Raw genomic sequence first — 11,468 nt, forward strand, 5'->3', positions numbered from 1 at the left:
TCCCCTTCCCGGCCCTCTCGGACCGCCGGGGATGACAAGGAAACCGCCTCAGGCCGTCTTGTCCAGGGCCGGCTTGTCCAGCCGCATCTTCAGACCCGCCTTCGCCATGTACTCCTTCGCCTCGGGGACCGAATGGGTGCCGAAGTGGAAGATCGAAGCGGCGAGCACGGCGCTGGCGTGGCCGTCGCGCACCCCGTCGACCAGATGGTCGAGATTGCCCACGCCGCCGGACGCGATGACCGGCACCGGGACCGCGTCCGCGATGGCGCGCACGAGCGCCAGATCGTAGCCGCCCTTGGTGCCGTCCTGGTCCATGGAGGTGACGAGGAGTTCCCCTGCCCCCAGTTCCGCCACCTGACGCGCGAACGCGACGGCGTCGATCCCGGTCGGGTTACGGCCGCCGTGAGTAAAAATCTCCCAGCGCGGTTCCTCGCTCCCGCCTGACACCTTCTTGGCGTCGATGGCGACCACGATGCATTGCGCGCCGAACTTTTCCGCGGCCTCGCGTACGAAGTCCGGGTTCTTCACGGCGGCGGTGTTGATCGACACCTTGTCGGCCCCGGCGAGCAGCAGCCGGCGGATGTCCTCGACCGTGCGCACACCGCCGCCGACGGTCAGAGGCATGAAGCAGGCCTCGGCCGTGCGCTGCACCACGTCGAGCAGAATGCCGCGGGCCTCGTGGCTCGCGGTGATGTCGAGAAAGCACAATTCGTCGGCGCCCGCGGCGTCATAGGCCTTGGCGGCCTCGACCGGGTCGCCCGCATCGACCAGGTCGACGAACTGGACACCCTTGACGACGCGGCCGTCCTTCACGTCGAGGCACGGAATGACACGAACTTTGAGCATCACGCAGGCTCCTTGCGCACGGAGCGGAGCAGCGCCAGCGCCTGGTCCGGGTCGATGCGGCCGTCATAGAGGGCGCGGCCCGAGATGGCGCCGCCGAGCACGGCGCAGTCGGGATGGGTCAGGCGCTCGATATCGGCCATGGAGGCGAGGCCGCCGGACGCGATGACCGGGATCGACACGGCGCGGGCGAGCGCCAGCGTCATCGGGATGTTGAGGCCCTTGAGGATGCCGTCGCGGGCGATGTCCGTGTAGATGATGGCGGCGACGCCCGCATCCTCGAAGCGGCGGCCGAGCTCCTCGGCCGTGAGGGTCGAGGTCTGGGCCCAGCCCTCCACGGCCACGAGCCCGTCCTTGGCGTCGATGCCGACCGCGACCTTGCCCGGATGGCGGCGCGCCGCCTCGCGGACGAAGTCGGGATCGCGCACGGCCGCCGTGCCGATGATCACCCGGGCGACGCCCTTGGCGAGCCAGCCCTCGACGGTCTTCATGTCGCGGATGCCGCCCCCGAGCTGCACCGGGATGCGGATGCGCCCGAGGATGGCCTCCACGGCGGCGGCGTTCATGGGCTTGCCGGCGAAGGCCCCGTCGAGGTCGACCACGTGCAGCCACTCGAAGCCCTGCGCTTCGAAAGCAGCGGCTTGCGCGGCCGGATCGTCGTTGAACACGGTCGCCTGGTCCATGTCGCCCTGGACGAGGCGGACGCAGCGGCCTTCTTTGAGATCGATGGCGGGAAAGAGGATCACGGGCGCCACCTCAGGAAGTTGGCAATGAGCCTGAGGCCGAGGGCCTGGCTCTTTTCGGGGTGAAACTGGGTTCCGACGATATTGTCCCGGCCCACGACGGCCGTGACCGGCCCACCGTAATCGGTGACGGCGACCACCTCGTCCGGGTCGGCCGGCTGGAGCGCGTAGGAATGCACGAAATAGGCGTGCAGCCCGTCCGGTCCGGTCGGAATGCCGTCGAGCAGCGGATGGTTCTTCCGCACCTCCAGGGTATTCCAGCCCATATGCGGGATCTTGAGCGAGGGATCGACAGGATCGATCGCCTTCACGTCGCCGCGGATCCAGTCGAGGCCGTAGCTCGTGGTGTGCTCCAGGCCGCGGGTCGCCGTGAGCTGCATGCCGACGCAGATGCCCAAGAAAGGCCTGCCCTGCCGGCGCACGGTCTCCTCAAGCGCGTCGACCATGCCGGCCACGGAATCGAGGCCGCGGCGGCAATCCGCGAAGGCGCCGACGCCCGGCAGCACGATGCGGCCCGCAGTGCGGACCTTTTGCGGATCCGACGTGACGAGGATCTCCTCGTCGAGCCCCGCCTCGCGGGCGGCGCGCTCGAAGGCCTTGGCGGCGGAGTGCAGGTTGCCCGAGCCGTAATCAATGATGGCGACGCTCACCGGGGACGCTCCGCATCGGGAAAGAGGCCGATCACGGGTTCGGACCTCAGGGGTGAGAAGACCGGCGCGGGCGCCGGCGATGGAGCCGGGCTGCGCACGGGCGCGGGTCCGGCGCTGCGGTCGAGCCAGCGGGCGAAGGCCTTGGTCTCGGCCTCGTCCCGGTCGGAGGCCGAGACCACGTCGACGACGGGGCGGCCGCGGCGGCCAAGCGTCCAGCGCCGCAGGCTGTTGGCCTCGAGCCCGATCAGGCACGAGAGCAGCAGATGCGCGGCGACGCCGGCCGCGGGCGTCACATTCAGCAGGTTCAGGGCCAGGTCGAACGCGACGAGGACCAGCAGCACGCCGAGGCCGGCGAGCCAGAGCCGGTGCGCGAAGAACCACAGGAAGGTGAAGATGAAGGCGCCCCAGGAGAAGGCGTCCTTCACCAGATCGGCTTGCTCCAATGCCGCCGGGTCACCCGGCCGCGCATCGGCCGGGAGGTGCAGGGTAAAGGTCGTCATGGCGTTTCCGTCCTTAAAGCGTGCCCTTGGTGGAGGGAACGCGCCCCTCCTCCCTTGGGTCCACAGCCACCGCCTGACGCAAGGCCCGTGCCAATCCCTTGAAGCAGCTCTCGGCGATGTGGTGGCTGTTCGCGCCGTAGAGCGTCTCCACGTGCAGGGTCAGGCCCGCATTGATGGCGAAGGCCTGGAAGAACTCGCGCACCAGCTCCGTGTCGAAGGCGCCGATCTTTTCGGTCGGGAAGGTCGTGCGGAACACCAGGAACGGCCGGCCCGAAATGTCGACCGCGAGCCGCGTCAGGGTTTCGTCCATCGGCAGGTGGATATCGGCGTAGCGGGTGATGCCCTTCTTGTCGCCAAGTGCCTGCAGAAGCGCCTGCCCGAGCGCGATGCCGGTGTCCTCGGTCGTATGATGCTGGTCCACGTGCAGGTCGCCGGTCACCTTCACGGCCAGGTCGAACAGGCCGTGCCGGGCGAAGAGCTCGAGCATATGGTCGAGGAAGCCGACCCCGGTGGAGATCTCGGCCTTGCCGGTGCCATCGAGGGCGATCGACAGGGACACATCGGTCTCGGCGGTGCGACGGCTGACGCTCGCGGAGCGCATCATCAAGGATCCTTCGAGGAATGAGAAACGCAGGCCTTCTATCAAGCCGCGGCGAGAAACACCACCTTCAACACGGCGCGCGTTGCTTTTGAGCGACGGATGCTTAAGTCAGGGCCTTGAGGCGGCAACGGAGCCCTGCCCCGGCCGCGTCCCGCCGATTGCCAGGCCGTTTCATTTTCCGGAGTATTTTCCTCGTGTCACAGGACGCCCTCCCCAGCATGCACGCCACCACGATACTGATGGTCCGCAAAGGCGGCCGCGTGGTCATCGGCGGCGACGGACAGGTCAGCCTCGGCCAGACCATCGTGAAGGGCAACGCCCGGAAGGTGCGCCGCCTCGCCAAGGGCGGGGTGATCGGCGGCTTCGCGGGCTCGACCGCGGACGCCTTCACGCTGTTCGAGCGCCTGGAGGCGAAGCTGGAGCAGTATCCGGGCCAGCTCACCCGCGCCTGCGTCGAGCTCACCAAGGACTGGCGCACCGACCGTTACTTACGCCGCCTGGAGGCGATGATGCTCGTGGCCGACAAGGATGTGGGCCTGCTGCTGTCCGGTTCGGGCGACGTGCTGGAGCCGGAGGGCGGCATCATGGCGATCGGCTCCGGCGGCAACTACGCGCTGGCGGCCGCCCGGGCGCTGGCGGATTACGAGACCGATGCCGAGGCGATGGTGCGCCGCTCGCTCCAGATTGCCGCCGACATCTGCGTCTATACCAACGCGAACATCGTCATCGAAACGCTGGAAACGGAATAATCCGACTGCGTGTCATCCCCGGCGGTCCGAAGGACCGGGAAGGGGATCCGGACACGAGGCATCTTGATTGTGGATTCCCTTCCCCTTCGATGGCCATCGCTATCGAAGGCCGGGGATGACAACGGAAAACATGAATGACCATCTTCTCTCCCCGTGAAATCGTCTCCGAACTCGACCGCTACATCGTCGGCCAGAACGACGCCAAGCGCGCGGTCGCCATCGCGCTGCGCAACCGCTGGCGCCGCCAGCAGCTCGAAGGCTCGCTGCGCGAGGAGGTCGCGCCCAAGAACATCCTGATGATCGGCCCGACGGGCTGCGGCAAGACCGAGATCTCCCGCCGCCTCGCGCGGCTCGCCAATGCGCCCTTCCTGAAGGTCGAGGCCACCAAGTTCACGGAGGTCGGTTATGTGGGCCGCGACGTGGAGCAGATCGTGCGCGACCTCGTGGAGGTCGGCATCGGTCTCGTGAAGGAGGAGCGCCGCAAGCAGGTCCAGGCCAAGGCCCACATCGCGGCGGAAGAGCGCGTGCTCGACGCCCTCGTGGGGGCCACGTCGAGCGCCGCCACCCGCGACTCCTTCCGGCGCAAGCTGCGCGCCAACGAGCTCGACGACAAGGAGATCGAGATCGAGCTGCAAGCGTCGGGCTCGGGCGGCATGCCCATGTTCGAGATCCCCGGCATGCCGGGCGCGTCGGTGGGCGCCATCAACCTGTCCGACATGTTCGGCAAGGCCTTCGGCGGGCAGCGCAAGACCCGCCGCACCACGGTGCGCGAGGCCTACGAGCCGCTCATCGCCGAGGAGGCCGACAAGCTCATCGACCAGGACGCCATCGTGCAGGAGGCGATCCGCCAGGTGGAGGACAACGGCATCGTGTTCCTCGACGAGATCGACAAGATCTGCGTCCGCGAGGGCCGCACCGGCGGCGGCGACGTCTCTCGCGAGGGCGTGCAGCGCGACCTGCTGCCGCTGATCGAGGGCACCACCGTGTCGACCAAGCACGGCCCAGTGAAGACCGACCACATCCTGTTCATCGCGTCGGGCGCGTTCCACGTGTCGAAGCCGTCGGACCTGCTGCCGGAGCTGCAGGGCCGCCTTCCGATCCGCGTCGAGCTCTCGCCCCTCACGGTCGAGGATTTCAAGCGCATCCTCACCGAGACGGAGGCGAGCCTCATCAAGCAGACCATCGCGCTCATGCGCACGGAGGGCGTGGAGGTCACCTTCACGGACGACGCCATCGACGCGCTCGCGAAGGTCGCCGTCGAGGTGAACGACTCGGTGGAGAACATCGGCGCCCGCCGCCTCCAGACCGTGCTGGAGCGCGTCCTCGACGACATCTCCTTCACGGCGCCCGACCGCTCGGGCGAGACGGTCACCATCGACGCCGCCTATGTGCGCGGCGAGGTGGAGAGCCTGGCCCGGAACACGGACCTGAGCCGCTTCATCCTCTGACGACAACTCCCCGAGCCTCGTCCCGGCGCGACCGCCTGGGCGAGGCGAGGGGAGGCGTCACTTGTTGCTGCCGACGATGGCCTCGTACTGGATCTTGAACAGGCTCGGGTCCATCCGGCGGCCCTTCTCGGCCTTGTTCAGCACCACGATGGTCTGGAAACCCTGCGGGTCGACGATGCGCCACTGGGTCAGGGTCTCGATCGCCGGGTCGAAATAGAGCGTGATGCGCGAGGTGCCGCCGAGCGTCGAGCGGTCCTCGAGCGAGATGCGGACCGAATCGCCGTCGTTGGTGATGCCCCGGATGGCGATGTCCTGGCCGAGGCTGACCTGCTCGCGCAGCAGGAACTTCAGGGGCGTCTGCGAGATCGAATAGAGGTCCTGGGTGGCGAGCTTGCGGTCACGCACCGCCACCGACGAGCCGTCGGCGACCACCTCAAGGGTGGCGGGCGGATCGTATTCGAAGCGCAGCTTGCTCGGGCGCTGGAGATAGAGCGTTCCGCCGAGCTTGCGCCCGTCGCCGCCGACTTGCGTGAAATCCGCCAGCAGAGTGCCGAGATTGGTGAAATAGGCGTTCGCCCGCTCGACGATCTCCCGGTTCGACAGGGTTTCGATCCGAGCGGCGGCGACCGGCTTCGGGGCGATCTCGATGGGCCCGGCCGAGGCCACTTGGGCGGGAGCCTGCGGCGCGTTCGGGGGAGCTGCTGCCGGCCGGACCGCCCGAGGAGGTAGGGGCGGGGGCTGCATGTCGGGCCGTGCGCGCACGACGATCGGATCCGGTTCCGGAGCCTCCAAGGCGGCTTCCTCGACCACGGCCTCGGGCTCCTGGTCAGGGGAGGGCGCCGGGTGCTGGAACGTCGTGGTGGGCAGGGGCGCGGCCGAGAGGGTGAAGCCCTGGGCCATCGACGCGATGCTGGGGCCCTCCACCGGATGGGACGGCGGCCGGAACAGATGGGCGACCGGGTCCTCGGCCATGGCCGGCAACGCTCCCGCGCCGAAAGAGGCGGCGAGGATCGTCACGAGACTGGCAAGGCCGGAACGGCGCATTCGGATCATCTCCCTTCAGGCACCCGTCTTAGCGGCTGCGCTTGTCGCCCGATATGGCAACAGAATGACGCATCCGCAAAGCCAAGGTTCCCGGCGGGGGCTTTTAATCCTCATCGACCCCGTTTGTCTCCAGCAGGATCTCCCGCTTGCCGGCGTGGTTCGCCGGTCCGACGATCCCTTCCTTCTCCATCCGCTCCATGAGCGAGGCGGCGCGGTTGTAGCCGATCTGCAGGCGGCGCTGGATGTAGGAGGTCGAGGCCTTCTTGTCCCGTAGCACCACGGCGACCGCCTGGTCGTAGAGGTCGCCGGAGCCTGAGCCGAACTCGCCCTGGTCGAAGACCGGCGAATCGCCGCCGCCTTCGCCGCTGTCCTCGTCGGCCGTGACGGCTTCGAGATATTGCGGCCGGCCCTGGCGCTTGAGGTGGGCGACGACCTTCTCGACCTCCTCGTCGGAGCAGAACGGCCCGTGCACACGGGTGATGCGCCCGCCGCCGGCCATGTACAGCATGTCGCCTTGCCCTAAGAGCTGCTCCGCGCCCATCTCGCCCAGGATCGTGCGGCTGTCGATCTTCGACGTCACCTGGAAGGAGATGCGGGTCGGGAAGTTCGCCTTGATCGTGCCGGTGATCACGTCCACCGACGGGCGCTGCGTCGCCAGGATCACGTGGATGCCGGCGGCTCTGGCCATCTGGGCCAGGCGCTGGATCGCACCCTCGATGTCCTTGCCGGCCACCATCATCAGGTCGGCCATCTCGTCGACGATCACCACGATGTAGGGCAGGGGCTCGAGATCCATGACCTCGTCCTCGTAGATCGCCTCGCCGGTCTCCTTGTCGAAGCCGGTCTGCACCGTGCGGGTGATCACCTCGCCGCGCGCCTTGGCTTCCGAGACGCGGGCGTTGAAGCCGTCGATGTTGCGCACCCCCAGCTTCGACATCTTCTTGTAGCGGTCCTCCATCTCCCGAACCGCCCATTTGAGCGCCACCACGGCCTTCTTGGGATCGGTGACGACCGGGGTGAGCAGGTGCGGGATGCCGTCATAGACCGACAGCTCCAGCATCTTCGGGTCGACCATGATCAGGCGGCATTCGTCGGGCCGCATGCGATACACGAGGGACAGGATCATGGTGTTGATGGCGACCGACTTGCCCGAGCCGGTGGTGCCGGCGACCAGCAGGTGAGGCATGCGGGCGAGATCCGCGATCACCGGCTCGCCGCCAATGGTCTTGCCGAGGCAGAGGGCCAGCTTCTGCTTCGAAGTCTCGAAATCCTGCGAGGCGAGGAGCTCGCGTAAGAAAACGGTTTCGCGCTTGTGGTTCGGCAGCTCGATGCCGATGGCGTTGCGGCCCTGCACCACCGCCACGCGGGCCGAGACCGCGCTCATGGAGCGGGCGATGTCGTCCGCGAGCGAGATCACGCGCGACGACTTGGTGCCGGGCGCCGGCTCGAGTTCGTAGAGGGTCACGACCGGGCCGGGGCGGACGTTGATGATCTCGCCCTTCACGCCGAAATCCTCCAGCGTGCCCTCCAGCAGGGTGGCGTTCTGCTCCAGGGCGTCCGCCGACACGATGGGGCCGGCGGGCTTCTTGGGCTCGGCCAGGAGAGTGAGGGCGGGGAGCTGGTAGTTGCCCTCGTCGAGGAGCGACGGCTGGGCCTCGCGGGCGATGCGGCGTCCGGGCTTCGGGGCGGCCGCCACCGGCGCGACGCGGCTCGGGGCCACCTCGGGCATCGCCCGGGAGCCGGGGAGGGGAGCCCCGTCGTCGGCCCACTCGTCGTCCTCGTCGTGCATCGGCGACGCGGCGGGCGCAGCGCGCGGCCGCGGCGGGCCATCCAGCACGGGCTCGCGGCGCGCCTGGCCTGCCTCACCCGAAGCGCGGCGGGACCGGCCGGCAGGCGCCGGGATCTCGTCCTCGTCCCCGTGGACGCGGCGCTCGCTCCAGCGCCGGGCGGCGCTGCGCAGGCTCATGACGCCGTGCGCCAGGGCCCCCAGGGACACGATGCCCCAGCCGGGCTCGTCGGAACCGCCGTCCTCGCCGTCGTCCCACTCGGCTGCCTTGCGGGTGCGCTTCGGGGCAGGGGCCTCGTCGAGATCGTCCAGGTCGTCCGAATGCCGGTCCTCGGCCGGGCCGAGGCCGCAGGCGGCCGTGAGGCACAGGATCGTCACACCCGCGAAGACGAGGCCGAGGATCGCGTGCGCCGGGCCGCCCGACAGGCCGGTCACGGCCTTGGCGGCAGTCAGCACCGCGTCGCCCACCACGCCGCCGAGGCCGGTCGGCAGGGGCCAGCGGTCGGTCGCCGGCAGGGCGCTGGCGAAGGCCGTGGCGGTGGCGGACGCAATCACCCACAGGGCGAGGCGCAGCTGCCAGCGCCCGAGATCGCCGGTCTTCATCAGGCGCCAGCCCCAGAGCGCCAAGGGCAGGAGGGCCGCGATGGCCCCGAGGCCGAGAAGCTGCATCAGCAGGTCGGCCACGATGGCGCCGGGCCAGCCGAGCATGTTGTGGACCGGGGCGTCCGTGGCGTTGTTGAGGCTCGGATCGTCCACCGACCAGGTGGCGAGCGCCACCGCGACCGCACCGGCCGTCACGATCAGGCACAGGCCCGTCAGCTCCTGGGCGCGGCGGGCAAGGGCCGCCCGAAGGGCGCTGAAGAGGCCGTCATAGGCGGAGGAGGGGCGGCGGACCGTGCGCATGGAAAGACTGGAAACCCGAGCGTGAGTGACGGATTCCCACTGTAGGAAAGCCAGGTTAAGCGTCCTTTAACCCTACCGGACCCTTTCGCCTGTTGACGGAACGGCTCCGGCGCACCAGTGTCCGGCCCATGACGGGCAAGGCATCCATGACGGGCTGGAAGCGCACCGCACTGACGGTGATGCTGGCCTATGTGCTGGCCCTTCAGGCCCTGCTGCTCTCCATGAGCGGCGCCGTCCAGGCCACCTCGGGCCATTCGCCGCAGGGGGTGCTGTGCATCTCCGATCCCGGTGCCGGCCCGGACCACCAGGGCCCGGCCAAGGCTCATGACGGCTTGTGCTGCATCCTCGGCTGCCACGGAGCCGGACACGGCGGCGGGTTGCCGCCCGCCCTGGCGTCGACCGACGGCCGACTGCCGCCGGTCGCGGCCGCCCCCGTCGTGCCGGAGGCGCCCACGCTCCGCCTGTCCTCGAACGTCCTTCCTGTCGGCTCGCGCGCCCCGCCGCGCCTCGGGTGATCTCCCCGCGAAGACCCCAACCAAGCCAACAGGATTGTTTCGATCATGACCACGTCATCTCCCGCCGGCGCGCTCGTCGCGGCCGCGCTTCTCGCCATATCCACGCCCGCCCTCGCGCATGTGTCGTTCGAAACCGCGCAGGCCGCGCCCGACAGCACGTACAAGGGCGTGCTGGGCATCCCCCACGGCTGCGACGGCCAGCCGACTCTGAAGGTGCGCATCCGCATCCCGGAGGGCGTCATCGACGCCAGGCCGATGCCGAAGGCGGGCTGGACGCTCGAAACCGTAAGGGCGCCTTACGCCAGGACCTACCGGCTTCACGGCAAGCCGGTCTCCGAGGGCGTGACCGAGATCGTCTGGTCGGGCTCGCTGGAGGACGGCCACTACGACGAGTTCACGTTCCAAGCCCGGATCACCGACGCCTTCCGGGGCGGCACGACCGTGTACTTCCCGGTCGAGCAGACCTGTGCCAACGGCACCGAGGCATGGACCGAAATCCCGGCCGACGGCCAGGACCCGCACAGCCTCAAGTCGCCCGCGCCGGGCGTGCGGCTCGTGGGAGCGGCCAGCGCGGTCCGGTCCGACACGGCGGGCCCGCTCAAGGTCGAGGAGGCCTGGTCGCGGGCGACGCCGCCCGGCGCCAAGGTCGGTGGCGGCTACCTCAAGGTGACCAACACCGGATCGCAGTCGGACCGGCTCACGGGCGGCACCCTCCCGCAGGCCGGCCGCGTCGAGGTGCATTCCATGGCGCTCGACGGCACGGTCATGCGCATGGCGCCGGTCGAGGGCGGGCTCGAGATCAAGCCGGGCGAGACGGTCGAGTTGAAGCCGGGAGGCTACCACCTCATGTTCATGGACCTGAAGGAGCCGCTGACCCCCGGACAGGTGCTCAAGGGCACGCTGGTGTTCGAGAAGGCGGGAGCCGTGGACGTGCAATACCCGGTGCAGCCTCTCGGGGCGCAGGGCGCGCCGCCGGCCGGGCACTCGCACCACTGACGCGGACCGGTTGATCCCAGGAGACGACACATGATCCTCAAGCGATCGCTCATCCTGCCGCTCAGCGTCTTCCTCGTGGCGGCCCTCACGCTCCTCGCCACGATCCTGGTGCTGGTGCCCGAGCCGCAGCAGAACGGGTCCCGCGTGCCGATCGGCGGCCCGTTCCGGCTCACCTCGCAGGAGGGCAAGCCGTTCACCGACCAGGACCTGAAGGGCAAGCCCTTCGTGGTGTTCTTCGGCTTCACCCATTGCCCGGAGGTCTGCCCCACCACCCTCTACGACCTGACCCAGGACCTGGAGGCGCTCGGCAAGGACGCGGACAAGCTGAGGGTGGCGTTCATCACGGTCGATCCGGCCCAGGACACGCCGGAGCTGATGAAGACCTACCTATCCTCCTTCGACCCGCGCATCGTGGGCCTCACCGGCACCGAGGAGGAGATCGCCGCCGCGGCCCGCGCCTACAAGGTCTTCTACCGCAAGGTGCCGCTGGATTCCGGCGGCTACACCATGGACCACACCGCCTCGATCTTCCTGATGGACTCCAAGGGCGACTTCTACGGCACGTCCAACTTCCAGGAGGCCCAGGACGTGCGCCGCGCCAAGCTGCGGCAGCTTGTGAAGAACGGGTGAGGATGCCTTCCTCCCCGTCATTCCGGGCTCAGCCCTGCGGGCTGCCCCGGAATGACATTG

General features: G+C 69.0%; 12 protein-coding genes. 5 read left to right on the forward strand and 7 right to left on the reverse strand.

Annotated features, from left to right (window positions below):
- Positions 1–48 precede the first annotated feature (48 nt).
- Genes hisF through hisB form a run of 5 tightly spaced genes read right to left on the reverse strand, consistent with a single transcriptional unit; the run spans position 49 to position 3,337 of the window.
- Positions 49–846: an imidazole glycerol phosphate synthase subunit HisF gene (hisF, locus tag DES45_RS02620; protein WP_114768401.1), complete on the reverse strand. Its 798-nt coding sequence runs from the start codon at positions 844–846 to the stop codon at positions 49–51.
- A complete protein-coding gene (hisA, locus tag DES45_RS02625) occupies positions 846–1,598 on the reverse strand; it encodes a 1-(5-phosphoribosyl)-5-[(5-phosphoribosylamino)methylideneamino]imidazole-4-carboxamide isomerase (RefSeq protein WP_173949857.1) in 753 nt (250 codons plus the stop codon). Before hisA ends, hisF begins: the two co-directional genes overlap by 1 nt.
- Positions 1,586–2,236: an imidazole glycerol phosphate synthase subunit HisH gene (hisH, locus tag DES45_RS02630; protein ID WP_114768403.1), complete on the reverse strand. Its 651-nt coding sequence runs from the start codon at positions 2,234–2,236 to the stop codon at positions 1,586–1,588. The genes hisA and hisH overlap by 13 nt, the downstream gene beginning before the upstream one ends.
- Positions 2,233–2,736: a DUF2628 domain-containing protein gene (locus DES45_RS02635; protein ID WP_114768404.1), complete on the reverse strand. Its 504-nt coding sequence runs from the start codon at positions 2,734–2,736 to the stop codon at positions 2,233–2,235. Before DES45_RS02635 ends, hisH begins: the two co-directional genes overlap by 4 nt.
- Positions 2,737–2,749: 13 nt before the next feature.
- Positions 2,750–3,337, reverse strand: coding sequence for an imidazoleglycerol-phosphate dehydratase HisB (hisB, locus tag DES45_RS02640; RefSeq protein ID WP_114768817.1), 588 nt, complete (start codon positions 3,335–3,337; stop codon positions 2,750–2,752).
- A gap of 218 nt (positions 3,338–3,555) precedes the next feature.
- On the opposite strand from hisB, the gene hslV reads away from it, so the two are divergent.
- Both hslV and hslU read left to right on the forward strand, forming a co-directional pair.
- A complete protein-coding gene (gene hslV, locus DES45_RS02645) occupies positions 3,556–4,086 on the forward strand; it encodes an ATP-dependent protease subunit HslV (RefSeq protein ID WP_114768405.1) in 531 nt (176 codons plus the stop codon).
- Between the two features lie 134 nt (positions 4,087–4,220).
- Positions 4,221–5,534 carry an ATP-dependent protease ATPase subunit HslU gene (gene hslU / locus DES45_RS02650; protein ID WP_114768406.1) on the forward strand — a complete coding sequence of 438 codons (1,314 nt, stop codon included), beginning with the start codon at positions 4,221–4,223 and terminating at the stop codon, positions 5,532–5,534.
- A gap of 57 nt (positions 5,535–5,591) precedes the next feature.
- Here the strand turns inward: hslU and DES45_RS02655 are convergent, their stop codons facing one another.
- Both DES45_RS02655 and DES45_RS02660 read right to left on the reverse strand, forming a co-directional pair.
- Entirely contained in the window at positions 5,592–6,578 is a 987-nt protein-coding gene (locus DES45_RS02655; RefSeq protein ID WP_245429702.1) for an outer-membrane lipoprotein carrier protein LolA, read from the reverse strand.
- A 103-nt stretch (positions 6,579–6,681) separates the two neighbouring features.
- Positions 6,682–9,267 (reverse strand): FtsK/SpoIIIE family DNA translocase, encoded by a 2,586-nt coding sequence (locus tag DES45_RS02660; protein WP_114768407.1) that lies wholly within the window; start codon positions 9,265–9,267, stop codon positions 6,682–6,684.
- A gap of 146 nt (positions 9,268–9,413) precedes the next feature.
- Between DES45_RS02660 and DES45_RS02665 the strand changes: the two genes are divergently transcribed.
- The 3 genes from DES45_RS02665 to DES45_RS02675 are packed head-to-tail and all read left to right on the forward strand — an operon-like array spanning position 9,414 to position 11,408.
- On the forward strand, positions 9,414–9,782 hold the full coding sequence (locus DES45_RS02665; protein ID WP_210210172.1) for a DUF2946 family protein: 369 nt from the start codon (positions 9,414–9,416) through the stop codon (positions 9,780–9,782).
- Positions 9,783–9,827: 45 nt separating this feature from the next.
- A complete protein-coding gene (locus DES45_RS02670) occupies positions 9,828–10,778 on the forward strand; it encodes a DUF1775 domain-containing protein (RefSeq protein WP_114768409.1) in 951 nt (316 codons plus the stop codon).
- A 30-nt stretch (positions 10,779–10,808) separates the two neighbouring features.
- Entirely contained in the window at positions 10,809–11,408 is a 600-nt protein-coding gene (locus DES45_RS02675; protein ID WP_114768410.1) for an SCO family protein, read from the forward strand.
- Positions 11,409–11,468: the final 60 nt, after the last annotated feature.

This window comes from Microvirga subterranea, assembly GCF_003350535.1.
Lineage (GTDB): Bacteria > Pseudomonadota > Alphaproteobacteria > Rhizobiales > Beijerinckiaceae > Microvirga > Microvirga subterranea.